Genomic DNA, 22,954 nt, shown 5'->3' with positions numbered 1-22,954 from the left:
TGCCAAGTGCGACAATGATCAGGCCCGGCGGCACTATCGGTATCTTGGGCGGCGGACAGCTGGGCCGCATGATGGCCATGTCAGCCGCACAATTGGGCTGCCGTGTAATCGGCTATTCCCCACCAGGGGACAATGTCGCCGCTGAGGTGTGCCATGACTTCTTCGAGAACGGGTGGGGCGACAAGGCAGCACTCGCGGCATTTGCGTCCAAATGCGATGTCGTGACCTGGGAGTTCGAGAATGTGCCGTTGAGCGCGGTGGCCGCGATCCCGGATAACCTGCTTGTCCCGCATCCGCGCGCGCTAGAGACCGCGCAAGACCGCTTGAAGGAAAAACGCTTTGTCGAAGGGCTGGGCGGCAAGCCTGCACCATATGCGCCGGTCGATTCCGAAAGCGATCTGGCGGCGGCAGTGGAGCGGATTGGTGCGCCCGGGATCCTTAAGACAGCACGTGACGGCTATGATGGCAAAGGGCAGTGGCGCATCGCCTCCGCGCGCGATGCGGAAAGTTTCCGCTTTCCCGGCAAGCCATACGTTTACGAAGGCATGGTCGAGTTCGACGCGGAATTTTCCGTGATTCTCGTGCGTGATGCTGACGGCGAAGTGCGCTTTTGGGATTCGACCGCGAATGTGCATTCTGGCGGCATGCTGGAAACTTCGACACTGCCAGCAGGGGAAGCTGTCGAAGCACAGGTCCAGCAAGCCCGCGAGATCGCCCGGCAGACCGCCGAAGCGTTGAACTATGTCGGCGTATTGACGCTGGAATTCTTCGCCACGAAATCAGGCCCTGTGTTCAACGAGATGGCCCCGCGTGTGCACAATTCCGGCCATTGGACGATCGAAGGTGCGGCCACCAGCCAGTTTGAAAACCATATCCGCGCGGTTTGCGGTTTGCCCTTGGGATCAACCGAAACACGCTTCGCGAATATCGAGATGCGCAATATCGTAGGCGAGGATGCGCTCACCGCCTACGACATCCTTGGCGAGGATACCGAGGCGCATCTGCATCTCTATGGCAAGGCCGAAGCACGCGAAGGGCGCAAGATGGGCCATGTGACTCGCGTGAGCGGTTCGCGAGGCTGATCCGTGGAAGAAGGGCTGTTCCTGATCTATGCGCGCGCCGCAAACGGCACGATTGGCAAGGACAATACACTGCCATGGCACCTGCCAGCTGACCTCAAACGGTTCAAAGCGCGCACGATGAACAAGCCGATGATCATGGGGCGCAAGACCTTCGAAAGCTTGCCGGGCTTGCTTCCCGGTCGCCGGCATATTGTGCTGACTCGTCGCGAACGGTGGGGCAGCGAAAGTGCTGAGGTGGCGCGCAATGTCGAGCAGGCGTTGGCGATGGCGCGCGAGAACAACGAAACCGGGGAGATTGCTGTCGTCGGTGGCGCAGCGATCTACGACGTGTTCCGTCCGATCGCCGAACGGATCGAACTGACGCAGATTCACGCCGAATTCCAAGGCGATACCTTCATGAAACCAATCGGCTCAGAATGGGAAGTCGTCGCACGCGAAGACTTTCCAGCTGACGGCGATTTGCCAGCCTATTCATTCGTGACCTACCACCGCCGCGAGGAGGAGGGTTGATGCGCTGGCTCGATCACCGCGAGACTGTGCCGGATGCGCTGCGCGGCGCTATCATCGCGCTGGGCAATTTCGATGGTTTTCACAAGGGGCACCAAGCTGTTGCCGGAGAGGCGATCAGCTGGGCGCATGCAGAGGGCCGTCCTTCGATCATCGCGACCTTTGACCCGCACCCGGTGCGTTTCTTCAAGCCCGATGTTCCGCCCTTCCGGCTAACCACGCTGGAACAAAGGCAGGAACTGTATCTGGCCGCAGGCGCAACCGCGATGCTGGTGTTCCATTTCGATAGCGAGCTGGCTGGCACCAGCGCGGAAGACTTCATAACAGAGATCCTGATAGATCGGTTCGGCGCGCATGGCGTAGTGACCGGGGGCGATTTCACTTTCGGTCAGGGTGCGAAGGGCAATGTAGAGCTATTGCGCAGCTTTGGCGGCGCCAACGGCCTGCAAAGCCGCGTCGTCGATGTGGTTGAGGACGACAGCGAAACTGTTTCTTCCAGCCGCATCCGCGAAGCTTTGCGCGATGGTGACCCGCAACTGGCGGCCAAATTGCTCACCCGCCCGTTCGCAATCAGGGGCATCGTGGAACACGGGGACAAGCGCGGGCGCGAACTGGGCTATCCGACCGCCAATCTGGTGATCGACAATTACCTGCGCCCAAAATACGGCATCTATGCGGTGACCGGTCGTATTTTGAGCACCGGGGAGATGCTCGAAGGCGCGGCAAGCGTGGGCATTCGCCCGCAGTTTGAGCCGCCCAAGGAGCTGCTCGAGCCCTATTTCTTTGACTTCTCGGGAGACCTCTACGGGCAAAAGATCGAAGTGGCATTTCACCACTTCCTGCGCGGTGAGGCCAAGTTCGACAGCCTTGATGAATTGACCGCGCAGATGGAGAAGGATTGCGCCGAGGCGAAGAGGCTTCTAAGCGCGCGCAACGATGACTGAAAAGCGCGACTATAAAGACACTGTCTTCCTGCCGAAGACTGATTTCCCGATGAAAGCCGGCTTACCTCAAAAGGAGCCGGGCATTCAGGCGCGCTGGCATTCAGAGGATCTGTACAATCAGATGCGCGAGAGCCGCGCGGGTCGTGAGAAGTTCATCCTGCACGATGGCCCGCCTTACGCGAACGGCGATATGCATATCGGCCACGCGCTCAATCATATCCTCAAAGACATGGTCTGCCGCACGCAGAACTTGGCGGGCAAGGATGCGCCCTATGTGCCGGGCTGGGATTGCCACGGCTTGCCGATCGAATGGAAGATCGAAGAGCAATACCGCAAGAAGAAGCTCGACAAGAACGCGGTCGATCCCAAGGAATTCCGCGCGGAATGCCGCGCCTATGCGCAGCATTGGGTCGATACGCAGCGTGAGCAGCTGAAGCGGCTGGGTATCATGGGCGATTGGGACAATCCCTACCTCACCATGGATTTCGCGGCCGAAGGCACGATTGTGTCCGAGCTGCTGAAATTTGCGGAGAGCGGCAATCTCTATCGCGGGTCAAAGCCGGTGATGTGGAGCCCGGTGGAAGAGACCGCGTTGGCCGAAGCCGAAGTTGAATATGAAGATCTGACCGACAGCCCGCAGATCGATGTGGCGTTCGAGATTATCGAGAGCCCGATCAAGGAACTGATCGGCGCGCATGCGGTGATCTGGACGACCACGCCCTGGACGATCCCGGTCAACCAGGCTTTGGCCTATGGGCCGGATGTTGAGTATGTTCTCTTGAATGCCTGCTTTATGCCAGAAGAGCAGGCTCGAGATGATGAAGATTCCGGCTATCGCTTCTACCTTGTTGCTCGTGCGCTAAAGCAGCAGTTCTTGGACCGAAAGCTCGAAGAAATTCGTCGTCTCCAGAATGATACAGGCGCGACATCCTGCTACGATATTGATCAGGAAATCGGGATCAAAGGCTCAGAACTAGCCGGAACCAAAGCCCGCCACCCGATGCACAAACTCGGCGGATTTTACGCGACGCCGCGCCCGTTCCTGCCCGGAGATTTCGTCACCACCGATAGCGGCACAGGCCTTGTCCATATGTCGCCCGACCATGGCGAGGACGATTTCGCGCTGTGCAAAGCGCACGGCATCGAGCCCGTGTTCGCGGTGATGAATGACGGGCGTTATCGCGATGACTGGCTGTGGCTGGGCGGCAATGATGATCGCCGCCGCAGCGTGATCAACAAGCCGTTCAATTCGCCCGAAGGCCCGATCTGCAGCGATTTGCGCGAAGTGGGCGCGCTGCTTTCCGCCTCCGCCGATTACGCGCACAGCTATCCGCATTCCTGGCGCTCCAAGGCCAAGGTCATCTATCGCTGCACGCCTCAGTGGTTCGTGCCGATGGACAAGGACTTGCCTTGGCTCGAGCCCAAGAGCGCCGAAGACAAGAGCTGGGAAGGCGAAGGCGGCGCCATCGATCCGTCTGAAGAGACAATCTGTGCTGCCCCCACATTGCGCGAACGCGCGATGGAGGAAATCGCCCGCGTCCGCTTCGTTCCAGAGAAAGGCCGCAACCGCATCGGCAGCATGGTGGAGGGCCGCCCTGACTGGGTGCTGTCTCGCCAGCGTGCCTGGGGTGTCCCGATCACGCTGTTCGTCAATCGCGAGAGCGGCGATTACCTGCGCGATGAAGCCGTGAATGCACGCATCGTCGCCGCCGTGCACAAGGAAGGCGTCGACGCGTGGGAAGAGGCGCGCGCGCAGGAATTCCTCGGAGCCGATTACAACGCCGACGACTTCGAGATGGTCACCGACATCTTGGACGTGTGGTTTGACTCGGGCTGCACGCACAGCTTTGTGCTGGAAAGTGGCAAATGGCCCGACCTGCAGTGGCCCGCCAATCTCTATCTCGAAGGCAGTGACCAACACCGCGGCTGGTTCCAGTCTTCGCTACTCGAAAGCTGCGCGACCCGCGGCCGTGCACCTTACGACCAAATCCTTACCCACGGCTTCACCATGGATGCCAAGGGCAAGAAGATGTCGAAGTCGCTCGGCAACACCATCGACCCGCTAAAGGTGATGGAGCAATATGGCGCGGATATCATTCGCCTGTGGGCGCTGTCGGTCGATTTCACCGAGGATCACCGCATCGGCGATGAAATCCTGAAAGGTGTGGGCGACCAGTACCGCAAGCTGCGCAATACGTTCCGCTATCTGCTCGGCGCGCTTGACGGCTTTGTTGGCGATATGGGCGATGCCGGAGAAGTGCCGGAGCTGGAGCTCTATGTGCTGGCGCTGCTGGCGGATCTCGACGGCAAGCTGCGCAAGGCGGTCGATGATTACGACTTCAACGCCTACACGCGGCTGCTGGTCGATTTCTGCAATGAAGACTTGAGCGCGTTCTTCTTCGATATCCGCAAAGACACGCTCTATTGCGACGGGCCTGACTCGACGACGCGCAATGCCTATCGCACCGTGCTGGACCTGCTGTTCCATGCGCTGGTGCGCTATGCAGCGCCGGTGCTGGTTTACACCACAGAGGAAGTCTGGAGCACGCGCTATCCCGATGGCGGCAGCGTGCATTTGCTCGAATGGCCAGCGGTGCCGGGCGTGACCGCTGATGGTGAGCGTTGGGAGAAGCTTCGCGATCTGCGTGAGCGCGTGAACGAAGCGATCGAGCCACTGCGCCGCGAGAAAGTGATCCGTTCCAGTCTGGAGGCCGAAGTGAGGGTGCCTGCCAATGCGGTGCCAGAAGGCTTCAGCGATGCAGATTTGGCCGAATTGTTCATCACAGCGTCAGTCACGTGCAGCGATAGCGACAGTGTGACTGTCACCAAGACCAATCATCACAAATGCGGCCGTTGCTGGCGCTTGCTTCCCGAAGTTTCGGAAGATGGCGAGCTATGCGGGCGGTGCGACGATGCTGTCAGCCAAATGGACGCAGCGGAATGAACGAATTCCTCACCCGCAACCGCATGATCGGGCTTGGCATTGCCGCGCTGATCTTTGTCAGCGACCAGTTCATCAAATGGCTGGTAGATGGCCCGCTTGGCCTATCGCGCGAACTCGACAAGATGGATTTGCTGCCGTTCTTTGACCTCACACGGGTTCATAACCGCGGCGTTTCGCTGGGCCTGTTCGAAGCAACCAGCGAAGAAATGCGCTGGATCCTTGTGGGCGTGACTGCGCTGATCGCCATCGTCGTTGCTGTATGGATGTTCCGCGAACGATTGCTGGGTGACATTATCGGCCTAGGCATGATCCTGGGCGGCGCGCTGGGCAATATCGTGGACCGCACGCGGTTCGGCTATGTGCTCGACTATGCCGATTTTCATATCGGGGATTTCCGCCCATTCCTCATTTTCAATGTCGCTGATGCCGCTATCACCATCGGCGTAGTGATAATCCTTGTGCGAAGCTTCTTCGTAAGCGACAAGGAACGTCAAGCTGAACAAATTGCTGAAGAAGGGCCGCGTGCGCGGCCCGTGGAGTGAACACAATGCCTAGCCTAAAGACACCAATTCTCCTGATCGCGACCAGCGCCATGCTGGCCGGATGCGGCGGTGGCGGCTTTTTGAACCGCGAACGACCAGACGAGTTTGCTGTGCAACGTCAGGCACCTTTGGTGGTTCCGCCAGACTTCAATCTTGTTCCGCCAGCTCCGGGTGCACCGCGCCCTGGCGATGGCTCGACGCAAGAACAGGCGTTGGAAGCCCTGTTTGGTGGCCCTGCCCCGCGCAGTCAGGTAGAAACCAGCGCGCTGGACCGCGCGGGCACAGCGGCGCCCGGCATCCGCTCTTCAGTGGGTGACCCGCAGACCAATACGGTCGCCAAGGGCTCTGTTACGCGCGACATCATCGCTGCACCTTCAGGTGCAGGCGCATCAGCGACTGCCGTTATTCCTGGCTAATCAAGAGTTTGTCGATCCGGCGACCGTCCATATCGACAACCTCAAAGCGCCAGCCCTGATCGTGGAAATGATCTCCTGCGACAGGTAGCTGTTTCAGGACTGACAATACGTAACCGGCCGCAGTGCCGAACTCCCGGTTCACGTCATATTCGATGCCCAAACGGTCCGCGAGCGCATCGGCCGATAGCGATCCCGACACCAATAGCGATCCATCCTCGCGCTCGACCAGCAGCGGCGTATCACCTTCATCCTGATCGCTGGCAAATTCGCCGGCCATTGCGGTGAGCAGATCGACCGGTGTGATGATACCATCCAGATGGCCATATTCATCATGAACCATCGCCATTGCGACTTCAGATTGTTGGAGCACGCGCAGCGCGTCCATGGCATCAAGCTGATCGGGGACGACTTCCGCTTTGCGCATCAGCCGCTTCAAGGACACCTTCTCTCCCGCCACCAGCGCGCCAAGAACTTCGCGCACTTTCACAACGCCCAGAACATTGTCGGGCGATCCGTCCGCGATTGGCAGCAAAGAATGCGGGCTGTCTTCGATTGCCTGGCGGATCGCTGCTTCGTCCGCGCTGACATCGATCCAGTCGAGCTCAGTACGCGGCGTCATCAATTCGCGTACTGGCCGTTCTGCCAAACGCACAACACCGGTCAGGATCTGATGCTGATCTTCCTCGATCGTGCCTGAACGCGTTGCATCAGCGAAGATCATATGCAGTTCTTCAGCGGTCACAGACGACTGCCCACCCGGACGCACGCCCAGCAAACGAATCAGCAAACCAGACGATGTATCCAACACCCAGACGAGCGGCGCGGCAATTCTGGCCACAAGCGCCATAGGGCGCGACATTGCTACCGCGATCGGTACGGCATGCCGCAAGGCCAGCTGCTTGGGCACAAGCTCGCCTACCACGAGGCTGAAATATGTCGTCAGCGCGATCACAAGCGCAAACCCGGCATCACCGGCCCATTCAGGCGGGACGCCCAAGGCCAACATCCGCTCGCCCACTGGCCCGCCCAGACTCGCCCCAGAATAGGCACCGGCGATAATGCCCACCAGTGTGATCCCGATCTGCACGGTCGAGAGAAACTTGCCGGGATCAGCCGCCAACTGCAGCGCAACCTTCGCACCGGCCGAGCCTTTGTCTCGCTTGCCCTTCAGGCGCGCAGGCTTAGCCGATACAATCGCCAGCTCGGACATGGCAAACACGCCATTGAGCACGATCAGGCAAGCAATAATGAGGGCTTCAGGCCAAGGAAACGGTGTCACGCATAAACCGCTAGCACAAATCAGCGCGCTTGCCAGCTTCATTGCGCAGCAAGCCTTAAGCGCCTAGAAACTGTGGCATTAGCGATCTCTGCTTTGGGGGAAGTTCGGTCGCTGGGGGCCGATTCGGCAATCCGCCGATTTGATGCAGAGGAGAATCTTGATGAAAACATCACGAATTATGCTTTCGAGCCTGGCGGCGGCATCGCTGTTGGGCACCAGTGCCTGTGTCACGGACCCCAACACCGGCGAGCGCAAAGTCTCACGCACAGCCATTGGCGGTGTCGGGGGTGCAGTTCTGGGCGGGCTGCTTGGCGGCGCAATTGGCGGCAAGACCGGACGTATTGTCGGCGCGGTGGCTGGCGGCGCAGCGGGCGGTTACGCCGGCTACACAATGGATCAGCAGATCAAGGAGCTGAAAGAAGAGACCGAAGGCTCTGGCGTTGAAGTCACTGAAGTCGACAATGGCGAGGCGATCTTGCTCAACCTGCCTGACAATGTGACATTCGATGTTGGCAGCGCGACGCTGAACCCCGGCTTCCGTAGCACGCTAGACGGCGTAGCGGAAAATCTGGTGCAGTATCCCAACAGTCTGATCGATGTGTATGGCCACACCGACTCGACCGGTTCGGATGCATTCAACCAGACATTGTCAGAGCGCCGCGCGCAAACCGTTGCCAACTACCTTCAGTCGCGCGGCGTCTCGCAAGCGCGAATCCGCTGGCAGGGCTTTGGCGAGACTTTGCCGGTCGCATCGAATGACACTGCAGAAGGCCGCGCGCGCAATCGCCGGGTCGAGATCAAGATCATTCCGTTCGACGAACAGGATGTGCGGGAGGCGCAACCCCAGCAGAGTTACTAAGCCTACAGCTTTTGAAACAAGCGAAGGGCCGGCCTTAGCGCTGGCCCTTTGTTGTTGGGGCCAGTTCCGCTGCGCGATCCGCTAGTCGCGCGACTGCATCGCCATGAATCTCAGGGGCACAAACCAGAACGCCAAAGGCGCGCGGATCGCGTTTGTTGTAGGCGAGCGGCCCGCCGAAAGCGTCTGTGACTTCTGCACCGGCCTCACGCGCGATCAAGGTTGCCGCGGCAATGTCCCACTCATAGCCCCAGCGCAGCGTTGCGACCAGATCCGCCTCGTCCGCCGCAACCATCGCAATCCGCAAGGCAATCGAGTTTGGCTTGTCGACCATAACAAGATCGCTGTCTGCTTGCGGCAATTGGTCAATTGGAACGCGCGCACCCGAAAAAATGGCGCGCCGCGATGCGCGCAGTGCCGCTCCGTTGCACCACGCGCCTTTGCCTGCGACGCTTAGCCACTCTTCTTTGCGGGCAGGTGCGCACAACATGCCGATAAGCGGTTTGCCTGAGCTGACCAACGCTACCGACACACACCAGCCGGTGCGCCCGCGCACAAAATCACGCGTGCCGTCGATCGGATCAACCAACCAGATCAAGCCACGATTCAGGCGCTCGGGCGCATCTCCGGTCTCCTCCGACAGCCAACCGGCGGAAGGCAGCAACGCGCCCAGTTCGCGCTTCAGGAATGCATCAACCGCCAGATCCGCCTCGCAAACGGGCGATCCGGGTTCCTTCTCCCAACTGTCCAGCGCATGTCCATTACCCGGCCACAGATCACAAGCGATCCGGCCAGCTTCACGGACAATGGTTTCGAGGCGGTCGCTATCGATCAAGACTATGAATTACCCCTTAAATTGTCAGTCTTGGCACTGCACGTCCAAAGTCTGCTTTTCAAGGCGGCGAAACCATGCTTAGGCGCTTTGCGAAACATTCCAGCGGAAAGCCTCAAGCAAAGGAAACGGCCTCCCTATGAATATCCACGAATACCAGGCAAAAGAACTTCTCGCGAAATATGGCATTGGCATCCCTGCCGGCCACGCTGCGCTCACAGTTGAAGAAGCTGTTGAAGGCGCAAAGAAACTGCCCGGACCGCTTTATGTCGTGAAGGCGCAAATCCACGCGGGTGGCCGCGGCAAGGGCAAGTTTTCGGAGTTGGGCCCGGACGCAGGCGGCGGTGTTCGTCTGGCAAAAAGCATTGAAGAAGTCGAATCGCATGCCAAGGAAATGCTCGGCAACACGCTGGTGACCATCCAGACGGGCGACGCCGGCAAGCAGGTCAACCGCCTGTACGTTACCGATGGTGTTGATATTGCTAAGGAATACTACCTGTCGATGCTGGTCGACCGAGCATCGGGTCACGTTGCGATGATTGTCTCGACCGAAGGCGGGATGGACATTGAAGATGTAGCGCACAATACGCCGGAAAAGATCACCACGATCACTATCGACCCGGCCCAAGGCTTCATGCCGCATCATGGCCGCGCGGCTGCCTTCGCACTCAAACTGACCGGCGATCTCAACAAGCAGTGCCAGAAGCTGACCAAGCAGCTCTACACAGCCTTTATGGATCTCGACATGGAAATGCTGGAGATCAACCCGCTGGTCGAGACCGAGGATGGCCAGCTGCTGGTGCTCGACACCAAGATGAGCTTCGATGGCAATGCGCTGTTCCGTCACAAGGATGTCGAAGAACTGCGCGACGTAACCGAGGAAGATCCCGCTGAAGTCGAAGCGAGCGAGTATGACCTCGCTTACATCAAGCTGGACGGCAACATCGGCTGCATGGTCAATGGCGCAGGACTTGCCATGGCGACGATGGACATCATCAAGTTGAACGGCGCCTTCCCGGCGAACTTCCTTGACGTGGGCGGCGGTGCGACAACCGAAAAGGTCACTGCGGCGTTCAAGATCATCCTGAAAGACCCGGCAGTCGAAGGCATCCTGGTCAATATCTTCGGCGGGATCATGCGCTGCGACACGATTGCGGAAGGTATCGTGATTGCGGCCAAGGAAGTCGACCTAAGTGTACCTCTGGTTGTTCGCCTCGAGGGCACCAATGTCGAGCAAGGCAAGGAGATCCTCGCCAATTCCGGCCTGCCGATCGTTCCGGCCGATGATCTGGGCGATGCCGCGAAGAAGATCGTGGCTGAGGTGAAGCAAGCGGCTTAAGCGTCAAATTCGCGAAGTATTTGAAAGGCCCTGCCGGCATTCGCTGGCGGGGCCTTTCTTTTGGGCGGCGCTACCGCGTCGGCCCGGGTTCAGGCAAAATTGGTGGAGCTCCGTCCATGTATGTCAGCCAGTTTTGCCAGATTGTGTACGTGCGCCGGTCGGTCATAGCGATCTTACAATCAAGAGCCATCGCGCCCCTTATTGTTCCACCTTTCCAATTCTCATAAACTGCATCGCATTCACTTTCACGATACGCGACAAAGGTGTCGTCGCTTGCCTTGATCTTAGCCACGAGAACCGATTCGTCTTTTGCCCGCTCAATCGCCGCGGCGAGGTAACGAGCGAGATGGCCGTCTGCACGCGTTAGAGTCGCCGCAAGGCATTCGTTTATTTCTACGGTGGAAACAGCATCGAGACAGCGCTCAATGGACGACGCACCCGGCCCCGCCATTCGGTCAAACCGAAAACTCAGCTCCCCACCGGATTGCATCCGTACAGCAGCCACCAGCCCTTCGCCCGGATTATCCGGATCGGCACAGCGCAGTGTCAGCGCGTTGAAATAGGCTGCACAAGGCTCGATAGCGACGAGGCGAAAGGTGAGCATATCATCCTTCTCTTCCCAGCCCGTCAAGTCGGCATTGAAGTGCTTTAGCTTGAGCGCAAGGCTGCCGTCCTGAGGCAGAATGTACATGTGCTCAGAGAACATGATCGCGCCTTCGGTTGTCTCCTGCACAAAGGTGCCCACCATCGTGCCGCCAATCGGCGGTAGCCAGCTTTCCATAGCGGGCGCGCCTTGAATGCCTTCGCCTGCCCATTGACCCACGAGCCAGTCCAGCTGGCCGATTGTGGCAGGCGGTGAAACGAAATCCTTCTCGCCTATTCGCGTTTCCATCTGCGGTTCTTCGCTCGCTACAGGTGCGGCCGAAAGCGCCGCAGCCATAACCAGCATCATACGCTTGCTCAGTTTCATCGCCTTCTCCCGATCATTCCGCAGGCTATCCCTGACCAAATGGCTAGTCCAGCTCGGCGGAACGAATCCTTGACCTGAAGCGCTGAGACGGCGAGTGACAGTCGCGCATTTTTAGAGATTCTCGAGGCCTTGCCTGACTTGACGTTTACGTAAACGCAAGCTAGGTGAGCACCGCGCTATTCAAGAGGAAGGAAATCCCATGAAAATCCTCGTCCCCGTCAAGCGGGTGATCGACTACAACGTGAAGCCGCGCGTCAAGGCGGATGGTTCAGGCGTAGACCTGGCCAACGTCAAGATGAGCATGAACCCCTTCGATGAAATCGCCGTTGAAGAGGCGATTCGTATCAAGGAAGCTGGCAAGGCAGAAGAGATCATTGCAGTCTCTGTCGGCCCGGCCAAGGCGCAGGAAACGCTGCGTACCGCGCTCGCCATGGGTGCAGACCGCGCGATTCTGGTCGAGGTGGAAGACGGCGTTGATGTAGAGCCGCTCGCGGTTGCGAAAATCCTCAAAGCCATTGCTGAGGAAGTAGGCCCAGGCATCGTGATGCTCGGCAAGCAGTCAATCTCTGACGACAGCAACCAGACCGGTCAGATGCTCGCCGCCCTGATGGGCCGCCCGCAAGGCACCTTCGCCAATACCGTTGAGGTGGATGGCAACAGCGTGATTGTGAAGCGCGAGATCGACGGCGGTCTGGAAACCGTAAAGCTCTCGCTGCCAGCGATTGTTACCACTGACTTGCGCCTCAACGAGCCGCGCTATGCTTCGCTGCCGAACATCATGAAGGCGAAGAAGAAGCCGCTCGATACGAAGAGCCCGGCTGACTACGGCGTGGACATCACCCCGCGCCTCACCACCACCAATGTCTCCGAGCCGCCGGTTCGCCAGGCCGGTGAAAAGGTCGAAGATGTTGATGCTCTGGTCGCCAAAATCAAAGCGCTCGGCATCGCGTAAGAAACCCGGACAGGAAAGGTAGAAAGAACCATGAAAACTCTCGTTTGGGTCGAACACGACAATTCAAGCGTTAAGGACGCAACGCTGGCGGTGGTCACCGCTGCGGCAAAGCTGGGCGACGTGCATCTGCTGGTCGCGGGTTCAGGCTGCGCAAGCGTGGCAGACGAAGCCGCCAAGATCGCAGGCGTTGGCACGGTGCATCTGGCAGACGACGCAGCTTACGAGCACGCGCTGGCAGAGAATGTTGCGCCATTGGTCGCTGGCCTGATGGATAGCCATGACGCGTTCCTCGCGCCCGCAACTACGACGGGTAAGAACATCGCGCCGCGGGTCGCCGCATTGCTCGACGTGATGCAAATCTCGGACATTCTGTCGGTCGAGGGCGAGAAGACATTCACCCGTCCGATCTACGCAGGTAATGCGATTGCCACTGTGGAATCGAGCGATCCAAAGCTCGTCATCACGGTTCGCGGCACAGCGTTTGACAAGGCCGCGCCTGAAGGCGGCTCAGCCAATGTCGAAGCGGTTGGAAGCACAGGCGATGCAGGCACATCCAGCTTCGTCAGCTCCGAGATCGCCAAGAGCGAGCGTCCTGAACTGACCAGCGCAAAGGTGATCGTATCGGGCGGCCGCGCACTCAAGGACTCGGAAACCTTCGAAGCAACGATCACGCCGCTTGCTGACAAGCTGGGCGCTGGCATCGGCGCGTCGCGCGCTGCGGTGGACGCAGGTTATGTCCCGAATGATTACCAGGTCGGCCAGACCGGCAAGATCGTGGCACCGGAGGTCTACGTCGCGATCGGTATCTCCGGCGCGATTCAGCACCTCGCTGGCATGAAGGATTCAAAGACCATCATCGCCATCAACAAGGATGAAGACGCCCCGATCTTTCAGGTGGCGGACATCGGCCTTGTCGCTGACCTGTTCATGGCTGTGCCGGAACTGACTGAAAAACTTTAGAACTACAGAAAACCTTAGGGTTGAATGGAACCTTCGGCGGGCTAGGAAGCACGTCGGAGGTTTTGTTTTATGCGCGCTTTGGGACTTGTCTTGGTAGCAGGATCAATCGGCATCGCTGCGCCTGCGACGGCTGATGACGACACGGTGATCCTTGAACCAAGCAGCTATTGGAGTGTGGATTTCGGCGAAGAGAAGTGTCGCCTGGCAAGGGCATTTGGCGAAGGTGAAGACAGACATCTGCTTTTCATTGAACAGGGTGGCCCAAAATCGAGCTTTGGATTCATGGCGATTGGACCGGCATTCGAACGATTCAGGCGGCCGGATCGCATAGAAATCCAGTTTGGTGGATTCGAACCAATGACTGATCAAATGCCGATGCTTGGGAACACTGAGGGTGTGGGTGCATCTCTGATCTTTTCCAACATGAACTTTAGGGTCAGGCCCGAAACCGAAGGCGACGCGGAAGAAGAACGGCGCAAGGCACCCTTGCCCCGACTTGATGTCGAAGCAGCCAATCAGATCGACTCGATTTCGGTGAGCTATGGCAAGCGAAATGTCGTATTCAATACCGGCGACCTCGGTGAAGCAGTCACGGTTATGAACGAATGTGCACTCAATTTCGTCGAAGCTTGGGGTCTTGACCGTGCGGCGCATGAAACCATGAGTCGATTGCCCAGATGGACGAATGAGCAGGCCGTTGTGCGGCGCATTAAAGCAACCTACCCGTCGCAAGCGCTACGGCGCGGTGAGGGCGGCATCATCCGTCTCCGGGTGACAGTGGAAGAAGACGGCTCCATCTCGGATTGTATCTTGAACAAGGCAACTATCGCGGAATCGCTTGACCCCCCTGCTTGTAGAGAAATGCGACGCGCCGAGTTTGAACCAGCTTTGGACAAGGGAGGCAATCCGATGCGATCTTTCTATCAGACCAATATCATCTATCGCGTTAGCTAAAGCGCAGCTCCGCTCACATCCACCCAATAATAAAGTGCAGCGTCATCCCCACGAGGCCACCTACGATCGTGCCGTTTATGCGGATGAACTGCAGATCGCGACCGACCGCGCTTTCGATACGGCCGGTAATGGTAACAGCGTCCCAACGCTTGACCGTTTCTGACACCAGCTGCACGATTTGCCCGCCATATCGGGTAGCAACGCCGACCATTGTACGGCGCGCAAGCCTGTTGATCTGAAGCTGCAAACGAAGGTCCTGCTGCATCGCGCTGCCCATCTCGCCGAGCAGCTTGCGCATCTCCTCGCCCAAAACATTTTTTGGATCACGCGCGCCGCGGATCAGCGATTGCCGGATACGCTCCCAAACACCCATCCACCAATCGGCCAGCGCGGGATTCTCGATCAGGTCACGCTTCATCGATTCCACCCGCTCGCGCGTTTTGGGATCATGCTGAAGATCGTTTGCGAGTTTTTCCAAGCCCTCTTCAATCTTGCTGCGAATTGGATGCTCGGGATCGACCAGAACTTCGGCCAGCAGTTTGTAAAGCCCATCGAGAACAGAGATGGAAATCCGCTCATCCAGCCCAGTCCAGCGCATCACGGCATTCGCGCGCGATTCGATGATATCACGGACCGTGCCTTCATTGTCTTCAAGCGTCAGCCCTGCCCAGCGGATAAAACCATCCATCAGCGGCATATGGCGCCCATCGGCAATCGCACCCTCGAGCATGCGCCCGACGAGCGGTGATACATCGATCTTAGCAAATTGATTGCCAAGCCCCGCGCGAACCTGATTGCCCAAGCGATCCGGATCGAGCGATTCAAGTACTTCGGCGAGAAGTTCAGACACGCCGCCCGTCAGTCGTGAGGGGCCATCGCCCTCTTCAAGACTTGACGGGGGATTGGTGAGGTATTCGCCAACCGCCTTGGCCATATTCATGCCCGCCATGCGCCGCGCAACAACGGCGGGCGTGAGGAAGTTCTCGCGCAGGAATTGTGCCATGGTGTCCGCGATCCGGTCTTTGTTTTCCGGAATAATCGCAGTGTGCGGAATAGAAATGCCCAGCGGATGGCGGAACAGTGCGGTCACCGCGAACCAGTCTGCCAGTCCGCCGACCATGGCCGCTTCCGCAAAGGCATTGACATAGCCCCAGGCCCAGTGATCGCCCACCAGACCATGCGTGGTGAAGAACAGCACCGCCATAACGCCGAGCAGGCCTGTGGCCGTCCAGCGCATGCGCCGTGCGCGATCCGCCGTCAGCGGTTCGCCGCCGAACTTGTATGCGTGAGGTAGAGCGCTGGTCGCCATGATCAGCCGCCTAGCACAACTATTCGCAAATTACTCTGCAGGTTGCACCCCTGGAACAGCGTCGCCGCCGGTACCCTCGCCATGCTCGTCCGGACGATAGGTCAGGAACCGCTGGCGCATCCACGGGCCGATCCGTTTTTCCAAACCATCCGCCAGACTGAAACCCGCAGGCACAATCAGCAGGGTCAGCAGCGTCGACAGGATCAGGCCGCCGATCACCACGGTGCCCATCGGTGCGCGCCACGCGCCGTCACCTGTAAGCGAGATGGCAGTCGGCACCATACCAGCGGTCATGGCGACGGTCGTCATCACAATCGGCTGCGCACGCTTGTGCCCAGCCTCCATGATTGCATCGAGTTTACGCGTACCATTCGCCATCTCTTCGATCGCGAAATCGATCAGCAGGATCGAGTTCTTCGAGACGATGCCGAGCAACAGCAAGGTGCCGATCAACACCGGCATGGAGAGCGGTTGTCCCACCAGCCACACCAGGAAGATGCCGCCCAACGGCGCCAGCGCCAGCGAGGTCATGTTGACGAGCGGGCTCATCAAACGTTTATAAAGCAGCACCAAGACGCCGAAGACCAGCAATATCCCTGCGACAAGCGCAGCTGCGAAATTTTCGAGCAGCTCAGCTTGAAGCTCATCCTGGCCAACAGCATCGCGGATCACCCCTTGCGGCAAATCCTGCAATGTTGGCAGCGCGTTGACCAGTTGCATCGCATCGCCCCGGAGGACGCCGCTCGCCAAATCGGCGCCAACGAAAACACGGCGATTCTGGTTGTAACGTTGAATACGGGTTGGTCCTGCGCCGAAAGTGATGTCGGCCACTGTCCCAAGCGGTACAGACGTACCTGCATTGGTGGGCACTGGCATGTTCTGCAGCGTGGTAAGGTCACGGCGGTCCCCCTCGGGCAAACGCACGCGAATCGGAATCTGGCGATCAGATAGCGAAAATTTGGCAGAATTTTGCTCGATTTCTCCCATTGTCGCGATCCGGATCGTCTGGCTCAACGCAACTGTCGAAATGCCGAGCTCGGATAGCAATTCGGTTCGTGGCCGAATGATTATTTCAGGGCGCGGAATATCCGCGCTGATCCGGGGTGCAACAATCTCGTCAAGGCCCTTCATCTCCTCGACCAAGCGTGCAGCTGTTTCGTTCAGCAAGACCGGATCCGAACCGGCCAGCATGATGGTCAAGGCACGGCCGCTGTCGTTGCCGCGGCCGGGGCCATTCTGGTTCTGGAAGCGAACGCGCGCATCGGGAATGCGCGCTAAAATAGGTGACATTTCGCGCTCAAACTCGATCGAACTGCGCTCACGGTCATCCTTCAAAGTGATGTAGATCGTCGCCTGGCCTTGTTGCACACGCTCCAAAGCGCGAAGCACTTCCTGTTGTTCGTAAAGCAGATCAGCAACTTGCTCGGCTACTTGCTCGGTGGTCTCTAGAGTGGTGCCTGGCACCATTTCGATTTCGATCTGCGCATTCTCGTCATCAATTTCCGGTTCAAGTTGGAAAGGTGTCTGCCCAAACAGCAAAACGGTAAGCAAGAAAGAGAAGTAGCCGAGGCCCAACATCCAGACGCGGTGATCGAAGAAGCGGGCGTAAAGATATTGCCATGTCTTAGCTAAGCGAGTTCCGAACAGGCGCGTCGCAACACCAAGCAAACCAAATATAAGGAGCAACGCAACGAAGCCAACGGCGGTCGCGATAGCAAGTTGTAGGATGAGAATTGGTCGCTGGATCCAGCCGTAGAAAAATGAATGTTCGCCTCCGGTAAGTCCACCGGCAATTGTCGAGGCGACTTGCAAACCATCCATCGCACCAAACGAGGCAAAGACCGCTATGCCCGACGTCACCAAGAGAACTGGAATCAGCAAAAGAAACGCGATTACATAGAGCCAACGACGCTTTGGTCCTGGCAATCCCTCACGCCGCGCATGCATCGTACCACGGTTCAGCGACCAGCGCAGGACCTGCATATAGCGGTCCATCCACTTGCCTTCACCATGCGCGGCATGGCCCTTTGCCTCCAGGAAATAGGCCGCCAGCATCGGCGTGATCATACGCGCAACGGCCAGGCTCATCAGCACCGCGATCACAACCGTCAGGCCGAAGTTTTTGAAGAACTGTCCGGTCACGCCCGGCATAAGGCCAACCGGCAGGAACACCGCCACGATACAGAAACTGGTGGCCACAACCGGCAGCCCGATTTCATCCGCCGCATCAATCGAAGCCTGATAAGCAGACTTGCCCATCCGCATATGCCGCACGATATTCTCAATCTCCACAATCGCATCATCAACCAGCACGCCGGCGACCAGGCCGAGCGCCAACAGCGAGAGGAAATTGAGGTTGAACCCAATCAAATCCATGAACCAGAATGTCGGGATGGCCGAAAGCGGGATAGCAACCGCGGAAATCATCGTCGCGCGCCAATCGCGCAGGAAGAAGAACACTACGATTACGGCCAGGATCGCGCCTTCGACCATCGCTGCAATCGAGCTCTCGTATTGGCTTTCAGTGTATTTGACCGTGTTGAAAAGCGGAATGAACTTCACATTCGGATTTTCGGCCTGAACCTCCTCGATCACAACTTTGGCCTGATCGAAAACGGTGACGTCTGAAGCACCCTTTGCGCGGGACATGAAAAAATTCACCACTTCCTTACCGCGTACCTTGCTGATCGAAGTGCGCTCGGAGAAGCCGTCGCGCACACGCGCTACCTCAGATAGCTTGACTGTGACACCGCTTGTTAGGCGGATCTGGCGTTGCGAAAGTTCGAATGCGGTTGCGTCATTGCCTAAGACGCGAACCGATTGCCGCGTTCCGCCAACCTCTGCCATGCCGCCCGCTGCGTCGATATTGTCAACGCGAAGTACCTGGTTGATCTGGCTTGCGGTGACGCCCAGGGATTGCATCTTTTGGAGGTCGAGCGTGACTTCAATTTCGCGGTTCACGCCGCCAAACCGGCCCACCTCTGCCATGCCCGGTATGGCGAGCAAACGCTTGGCGACAGTATCATCGATAAACCAGCTTAGCTGCTCGATCGTCATGTCATTGGCTTCAACGGCAAAAATGCCCAAGAAGCCGCCAGCGATATCAACACGGCTGACGCGCGGTTCAAGAATGCCGTCTGGCAAACTGCCGCGTATTGTGTCGAGCGCGTTCTTCACATCCGCCACAGCGACATTTGGGTCTACGCCGATTTCGAACTCGACAAATGTGCTCGAGTTTCCTTCGCTGGCGGTCGAACTGATATTGCGGACGCCGTTGAGCGAACGAACTGCTGATTCGACCTGCTGGGTAATCTGGTTTTCAATTTCGGTGGGCGCAGCACCAGGCTGCGAGATGTTTACACGGACGCCGGGAAATTCGACGTCAGGATTGTTCACAATATCCAGGCGGTAGAAGCTAAGCATTCCTGCCAGTAGCAATGATGCAAACAGGACGAGAGGAATGGTCGGGTTACGGATTGACCATGCTGAGATGTTGCGAAAATTCACGAGGAGCCTTTCGCTTTATTTTTGTTGCAATTGCGGTGAGACCGATTCACCATCGGATAAGAAACCGCCAGCCCGCAAAACGACCTGCTCGGTGCCGTCGAGCCCGGATGCTATCGCAATACCAATGTCTGTTACAAGACCGGTTTCGACACGGCGGCGACGCGCCTTGTTGTCTTTGTCCACTATATAGACAAAGCTGCCTTCCTGATCGGAGAGTATTGCGGATTCCGGCAGCATCGGCGCATTTACGACACCGCTGCTGATTTCAGCTGTCGCGAAACCACCCGGACGTAATTCTGGCGAATAGGGCAGCGCGATACGAACGGTCCCCTGACGCGTGCGCTCATCGATGAATGGCTCAATCTGCCAGATCTGGCCCTCGAATACATCGTCCGAACCGACGGGCTGAACCTTAGCCGGGCGCCCAACCGAGAGACGCACAAGTTCGCTGTCGCCAACCTGGGCATTGAGTTCCAGCTCGCCGCCCTTGGCGATACGGAACAGTGTGCCCGAACCGGCACTAACAGTCTGGCCAGGCTCGACATTACGCTCAAGCAAGAGGCCCGCGGCTGGCGCAATGATGTTCAGCCGCGCATTTCGGGCAAGCAATTCATTGTACTGCGCGCGCGTCACCGCAACGCGGGCCCGCGCTGCATCACGTGTCGCGGTCAGCTGGTCTACCTGAGCTTTCGAAACAAACCCGCGCTCGACCAGTTGTAGCGAACGATCGAGATTTGCCTGCGCCAGATCGGCATCAGCTGTGGCAACTTCGATTTGCGCCTCCGCGCTGCGCGCTTGTTGAGACTGAACCGAACGGTCAATCGAAGCAAGCACCTGACCGGCCTTCACCCACTGGCCCTGTTCGACAGGAACTGAGACAACGCGACCGCCTTCGCCAACCACACCAACCGGCATTTCCCGGCGTGCAGCCAGAGTTCCCGTTGCCACAAGCGAGCCGGTCATTTCTGTGCGGCCCGGCGCGATTACAGTCACACTAGGGGCCTGCGATCTGTCATCGCCCGCCCCTTCGCGAGCCGCATCTCCGCTTGTCAGGAAAACATACAGCGCGGCCAAGAGCGCAACGATCAATACGGTAGCCGCAATGATCCACTTCAAACGCGAGGGATGCTCGGTTTGACCAGAGAGATCATAGTCTGACTGGATAGAATCGATCGTCTCAGACTTGAAATTGGATTCATAATTCATGGCACTTCCCTTGCGCAAAGTGTGTTATACGTATAACTCACCCTGCGCAATTTCCAATAAACGTGTCTATCCTGTGTCGCAATGTGCCCCTCGACAAGCGACATAGTGTTACGACGAGGGGCTTCTAGATTCGTTCCCGCGCACACGAAAAATGCTAGGCTAATTGAACGGCCACGTTCATCAAAATCAACAATTTAGTGCTAGAATGCGGCTTAGCGCAAGCGTGCACACTGAATCAGGTTGATGATGCCCATTGGCACGACGGCGCCTGCCAGGGCCGCAACAAGGCCAGTAATCGAGAATTCCAGCACGCTCTCGGAGATGTCGAGCAATGGACCGGAGAGGCTCGTCCAAGCAAGGCGAGCTATGTGGGTTCGCTGATCAGCGACAGAATCACAAACAGCGCGAGAAGGCTGTTTAGGCCGTGTGCGTATTTCCAGTGATTTGCGTGGTCAGTATTTGAGCTGACGCTCGTACAGAGCGCGGTAGTGCTGGACACGAGTCACCCGGAGGCCCTGCATGCCAGAGCGGTCTACGGCACGTTGCCATGAAGCAAACTCTTCCAGCGTCAGATCATAGCGATCAAGAACTTCATCGATTGTCAGAAGGCCACCGTTGACGGCCGCGACCACTTCCGCCTTGCGGCGAGCGACCCATCGCTTGGTCTCTGGCGACGGCAGATCATCTGTGGTCAGCGGCTCCCCGAGGGGGCCAATCACCTGAACCGGGCGAATGTCTTGGTTCTCAATCATTTATCTCTCTTGCTTCGCTTGTTCTCGCATCACAACCGTCAACGATGTCTTTGCCATGACAAGCTTTTCCCGCCTCTAAAGCATTAGCGCTAACGTCCCGTTTGCCTTGCTTGCCGAAAGCAAAATAGCCGGCGGCGGCATCTGCAAAGCTGGAAGTCATCAAGGTTGCTTCGCCAGACAGTTCATGGCGCAGATCACGCGCGGCATTGATCCGAGCAGTCAGCTCGTGCCAGCCGAATGCGCGCAGGGCTGTGCTCTGCGATGCGCCTTTGGTGGCAATGGGTGTGATTCGAGAATCGAACATCATGATCAGCGCTTTAAACCCAAGCTTCTCAAGATTAGGTAAAGCCGCGGTTTACCCTGTGTTTAGGATTAGGCCGCGCCCGGCAGTGTAATGTCAGATCACTGGAATTGAGCCACCAACACGTGTAGGGGCGCTGCCAATCATGACCATCACTATGGATCTTTCAGCAGGGTTGACGCCCGAAGCTTTGTTCGACTTGCCAAAACCGGCGAGCGAAAGCCGCATAGTTGTTGCTATGTCGGGCGGTGTTGATTCGTCTGTTGTGGCCGCGCTTGGCGCTGCGAGCGGTGCAGAAGTCATCGGCATCACATTGCAGTTGTATGATTATGGCGCGGCAACCGGGCGCAAGGGCGCTTGCTGTGCTGGCGATGACATTTCCGACGCGCGCAATGTCGCTGATCGTCTGGGCATTGCGCATTATGTATTCGATCACGAAAGCGCATTTCGCGAAGACGTGGTCGAACAGTTTGCCGATGAATATCTTGCCGGGCGCACCCCTGTGCCGTGCATACGCTGTAATATGGGGCCCAAGTTCACCGATCTTTTCAAGATGGCACGTGAGCTGGGGGCCGATTGCCTCGCCACCGGCCACTACGTGCGGCGACATATCGGTGCAGCAGGGCCGGAATTGCATCGCGCACTCGATCCGGCGCGCGATCAGTCATACTTCTTGTTCGCAACGACCGAAGACCAGCTCGACTATCTGCGCTTCCCATTGGGCGGCTTGCCTAAATCGCAGGTCCGCGAACTGGCTGAACAGGCTGGGCTGCGCAATGCCAACAAGCCAGACAGCCAGGACATCTGTTTTGTGCCGGACGGTGACTATGCCAAGATCGTGAAGAAGATGCGGCCAGAGGGCGGCGCTTCCGGTCCGATCGTCCACGCGCAAACCGGCGAGACGCTGGGCGAACACAAGGGCATTGTTCATTACACAGTTGGCCAGCGCCGCGGTCTGGACATTGGCGGACAGCCCGAACCGCTTTATGTGGTAGGGCTTGATGCGGCCAATCGTGCCGTCAAAGTCGGCCCTAAGATCATGCTGGCGGTATCTTCGGCGACAGTGATCGAGACAAATCGCATCGGGCCGCTGCCAGATGCGCCGCTGACGGCTAAAGTGCGCAGTCTGGCCAAACCTGTGCCGATTACTCTGGACGGGCCACTGGGAGACGGCGCCACCACGACGATCCGCTTTGCCAATCCCGAATTTGGTGTTGCGCCTGGTCAAGCTGCGGTGATCTACGCCGGAGAGCGCGTGGTCGGCGGCGGCTGGATCGAAAGCACAACTAGCGCGGCGTAGGC

20 protein-coding genes are annotated in these 22,954 nt (G+C 58.1%); 12 read left to right on the top strand and 8 right to left on the bottom strand.

From position 1 onward, the window contains the following. Positions 1 to 14: 14 nt before the first annotated feature. From QZ487_RS02930 to QZ487_RS02905, 6 genes are read left to right on the top strand one after another with little or no spacing between them, the layout of a single operon-like run. Positions 15 to 1,082, top strand: coding sequence for a 5-(carboxyamino)imidazole ribonucleotide synthase (locus QZ487_RS02930; RefSeq protein WP_285976296.1), 1,068 nt, complete (start codon positions 15 to 17; stop codon positions 1,080 to 1,082). A gap of 3 nt (positions 1,083 to 1,085) precedes the next feature. Continuing rightward, positions 1,086 to 1,592 carry a dihydrofolate reductase gene (locus tag QZ487_RS02925; protein WP_285976295.1) on the top strand — a complete coding sequence of 169 codons (507 nt, stop codon included), beginning with the start codon at positions 1,086 to 1,088 and terminating at the stop codon, positions 1,590 to 1,592. Then, a complete protein-coding gene (locus QZ487_RS02920) occupies positions 1,592 to 2,533 on the top strand; it encodes a bifunctional riboflavin kinase/FAD synthetase (RefSeq protein ID WP_296023271.1) in 942 nt (313 codons plus the stop codon). Before QZ487_RS02925 ends, QZ487_RS02920 begins: the two co-directional genes overlap by 1 nt. Next, complete coding sequence (gene ileS, locus QZ487_RS02915) at positions 2,526 to 5,477, top strand: isoleucine--tRNA ligase (protein ID WP_296023270.1); 2,952 nt, start codon at positions 2,526 to 2,528, stop codon at positions 5,475 to 5,477. Before QZ487_RS02920 ends, ileS begins: the two co-directional genes overlap by 8 nt. Continuing rightward, positions 5,474 to 6,019: a signal peptidase II gene (lspA, locus tag QZ487_RS02910; protein WP_285976292.1), complete on the top strand. Its 546-nt coding sequence runs from the start codon at positions 5,474 to 5,476 to the stop codon at positions 6,017 to 6,019. The genes ileS and lspA overlap by 4 nt, the downstream gene beginning before the upstream one ends. 5 nt (positions 6,020 to 6,024) lie before the next feature. Next, positions 6,025 to 6,435, top strand: a complete 411-nt coding sequence (locus tag QZ487_RS02905) for a DUF3035 domain-containing protein (protein ID WP_285976291.1) — start codon at positions 6,025 to 6,027, stop codon at positions 6,433 to 6,435. Here the strand turns inward: QZ487_RS02905 and QZ487_RS02900 are convergent. Further along, on the bottom strand, positions 6,422 to 7,714 hold the full coding sequence (locus tag QZ487_RS02900; protein ID WP_285976290.1) for a hemolysin family protein: 1,293 nt from the start codon (positions 7,712 to 7,714) through the stop codon (positions 6,422 to 6,424). The genes QZ487_RS02905 and QZ487_RS02900 overlap by 14 nt on opposite strands. Before the next feature lie 160 nt (positions 7,715 to 7,874). On the opposite strand from QZ487_RS02900, the gene QZ487_RS02895 reads away from it, so the two are divergent. Then, positions 7,875 to 8,573: an OmpA family protein gene (locus QZ487_RS02895; RefSeq protein ID WP_285976289.1), complete on the top strand. Its 699-nt coding sequence runs from the start codon at positions 7,875 to 7,877 to the stop codon at positions 8,571 to 8,573. A gap of 34 nt (positions 8,574 to 8,607) precedes the next feature. Here the strand turns inward: QZ487_RS02895 and QZ487_RS02890 are convergent, their stop codons facing one another. Next, the gene (locus QZ487_RS02890; protein WP_285976288.1) at positions 8,608 to 9,405 is read right to left on the bottom strand and encodes a 3'(2'),5'-bisphosphate nucleotidase CysQ; all 798 of its coding nucleotides are present in this window, start codon (positions 9,403 to 9,405) and stop codon (positions 8,608 to 8,610) included. Positions 9,406 to 9,541: 136 nt separating this feature from the next. Between QZ487_RS02890 and sucC the strand changes: the two genes are divergently transcribed. Continuing rightward, positions 9,542 to 10,741 carry an ADP-forming succinate--CoA ligase subunit beta gene (sucC, locus tag QZ487_RS02885; RefSeq protein ID WP_296023268.1) on the top strand — a complete coding sequence of 400 codons (1,200 nt, stop codon included), beginning with the start codon at positions 9,542 to 9,544 and terminating at the stop codon, positions 10,739 to 10,741. A gap of 70 nt (positions 10,742 to 10,811) precedes the next feature. On the opposite strand, the gene QZ487_RS02880 is transcribed toward sucC, so the two are convergent. Beyond that, positions 10,812 to 11,711, bottom strand: coding sequence for a DUF6265 family protein (locus QZ487_RS02880; RefSeq protein ID WP_296023266.1), 900 nt, complete (start codon positions 11,709 to 11,711; stop codon positions 10,812 to 10,814). A gap of 199 nt (positions 11,712 to 11,910) precedes the next feature. On the opposite strand from QZ487_RS02880, the gene QZ487_RS02875 reads away from it, so the two are divergent. From QZ487_RS02875 to QZ487_RS02865, 3 genes are all read left to right on the top strand, one after another. Next, positions 11,911 to 12,663 (top strand): electron transfer flavoprotein subunit beta/FixA family protein, encoded by a 753-nt coding sequence (locus tag QZ487_RS02875; RefSeq protein ID WP_296023265.1) that lies wholly within the window; start codon positions 11,911 to 11,913, stop codon positions 12,661 to 12,663. 30 nt (positions 12,664 to 12,693) lie between these two features. After that, complete coding sequence (locus QZ487_RS02870) at positions 12,694 to 13,623, top strand: electron transfer flavoprotein subunit alpha/FixB family protein (protein ID WP_296023264.1); 930 nt, start codon at positions 12,694 to 12,696, stop codon at positions 13,621 to 13,623. Positions 13,624 to 13,692: 69 nt separating this feature from the next. After that, positions 13,693 to 14,577, top strand: a complete 885-nt coding sequence (locus QZ487_RS02865) for an energy transducer TonB (protein WP_296023261.1) — start codon at positions 13,693 to 13,695, stop codon at positions 14,575 to 14,577. 13 nt (positions 14,578 to 14,590) lie between these two features. Here QZ487_RS02865 and QZ487_RS02860 read toward each other — a convergent pair whose 3' ends face one another. The 5 genes from QZ487_RS02860 to QZ487_RS02840 form a co-directional block, all read right to left on the bottom strand. Continuing rightward, positions 14,591 to 15,886 carry a DUF445 domain-containing protein gene (locus QZ487_RS02860; RefSeq protein ID WP_296023260.1) on the bottom strand — a complete coding sequence of 432 codons (1,296 nt, stop codon included), beginning with the start codon at positions 15,884 to 15,886 and terminating at the stop codon, positions 14,591 to 14,593. A gap of 30 nt (positions 15,887 to 15,916) precedes the next feature. Beyond that, positions 15,917 to 19,393, bottom strand: a complete 3,477-nt coding sequence (locus tag QZ487_RS02855; protein ID WP_296023259.1) for an efflux RND transporter permease subunit — start codon at positions 19,391 to 19,393, stop codon at positions 15,917 to 15,919. A 15-nt stretch (positions 19,394 to 19,408) separates the two neighbouring features. After that, a complete protein-coding gene (locus QZ487_RS02850) occupies positions 19,409 to 20,599 on the bottom strand; it encodes an efflux RND transporter periplasmic adaptor subunit (RefSeq protein ID WP_285976280.1) in 1,191 nt (396 codons plus the stop codon). A gap of 452 nt (positions 20,600 to 21,051) precedes the next feature. Then, positions 21,052 to 21,351 carry a DUF1153 domain-containing protein gene (locus tag QZ487_RS02845; RefSeq protein WP_296023258.1) on the bottom strand — a complete coding sequence of 100 codons (300 nt, stop codon included), beginning with the start codon at positions 21,349 to 21,351 and terminating at the stop codon, positions 21,052 to 21,054. After that, positions 21,344 to 21,658, bottom strand: coding sequence for a hypothetical protein (locus tag QZ487_RS02840; protein ID WP_285976278.1), 315 nt, complete (start codon positions 21,656 to 21,658; stop codon positions 21,344 to 21,346). Before QZ487_RS02840 ends, QZ487_RS02845 begins: the two co-directional genes overlap by 8 nt. Positions 21,659 to 21,797: 139 nt before the next feature. Here QZ487_RS02840 and mnmA point away from each other — a divergent pair, with 139 nt between their 5' ends. Then, positions 21,798 to 22,952, top strand: coding sequence for a tRNA 2-thiouridine(34) synthase MnmA (mnmA, locus tag QZ487_RS02835; RefSeq protein WP_285976277.1), 1,155 nt, complete (start codon positions 21,798 to 21,800; stop codon positions 22,950 to 22,952). The last annotated feature ends 2 nt before the right edge of the window (positions 22,953 to 22,954 follow it).

This window comes from uncultured Altererythrobacter sp. (genome assembly GCF_913057185.1).
Taxonomy (GTDB): Bacteria; Pseudomonadota; Alphaproteobacteria; order Sphingomonadales; family Sphingomonadaceae; genus Erythrobacter; species Erythrobacter rubellus.
Note: the sequence above shows the minus strand (reverse complement) of the source record. Positions and strands in the feature narration are given on the sequence as shown.

Bases quoted from the DNA above. Each gene is read 5' to 3' on its own strand.
- QZ487_RS02930 (WP_285976296.1), top strand. From the start codon at position 15: ATGATCAGGCCCGGCGGCACTATCGGTATCTTGGGCGGCGGACAGCTG.
- QZ487_RS02920 (WP_296023271.1), top strand. From the start codon at position 1,592: ATGCGCTGGCTCGATCACCGCGAGACTGTGCCGGATGCGCTGCGCGGC.
- ileS (WP_296023270.1), top strand. From the start codon at position 2,526: ATGACTGAAAAGCGCGACTATAAAGACACTGTCTTCCTGCCGAAGACT.
- lspA (WP_285976292.1), top strand. From the start codon at position 5,474: ATGAACGAATTCCTCACCCGCAACCGCATGATCGGGCTTGGCATTGCC.
- QZ487_RS02905 (WP_285976291.1), top strand. From the start codon at position 6,025: ATGCCTAGCCTAAAGACACCAATTCTCCTGATCGCGACCAGCGCCATG.
- QZ487_RS02895 (WP_285976289.1), top strand. From the start codon at position 7,875: ATGAAAACATCACGAATTATGCTTTCGAGCCTGGCGGCGGCATCGCTG.
- sucC (WP_296023268.1), top strand. From the start codon at position 9,542: ATGAATATCCACGAATACCAGGCAAAAGAACTTCTCGCGAAATATGGC.
- QZ487_RS02880 (WP_296023266.1), bottom strand. From the start codon at position 11,711: ATGAAACTGAGCAAGCGTATGATGCTGGTTATGGCTGCGGCGCTTTCG.
- QZ487_RS02875 (WP_296023265.1), top strand. From the start codon at position 11,911: ATGAAAATCCTCGTCCCCGTCAAGCGGGTGATCGACTACAACGTGAAG.
- QZ487_RS02870 (WP_296023264.1), top strand. From the start codon at position 12,694: ATGAAAACTCTCGTTTGGGTCGAACACGACAATTCAAGCGTTAAGGAC.
- QZ487_RS02865 (WP_296023261.1), top strand. From the start codon at position 13,693: ATGCGCGCTTTGGGACTTGTCTTGGTAGCAGGATCAATCGGCATCGCT.
- QZ487_RS02860 (WP_296023260.1), bottom strand. From the start codon at position 15,886: ATGGCGACCAGCGCTCTACCTCACGCATACAAGTTCGGCGGCGAACCG.
- QZ487_RS02850 (WP_285976280.1), bottom strand. From the start codon at position 20,599: ATGAATTATGAATCCAATTTCAAGTCTGAGACGATCGATTCTATCCAG.
- QZ487_RS02845 (WP_296023258.1), bottom strand. From the start codon at position 21,351: ATGATTGAGAACCAAGACATTCGCCCGGTTCAGGTGATTGGCCCCCTC.
- QZ487_RS02840 (WP_285976278.1), bottom strand. From the start codon at position 21,658: ATGATGTTCGATTCTCGAATCACACCCATTGCCACCAAAGGCGCATCG.
- mnmA (WP_285976277.1), top strand. From the start codon at position 21,798: ATGACCATCACTATGGATCTTTCAGCAGGGTTGACGCCCGAAGCTTTG.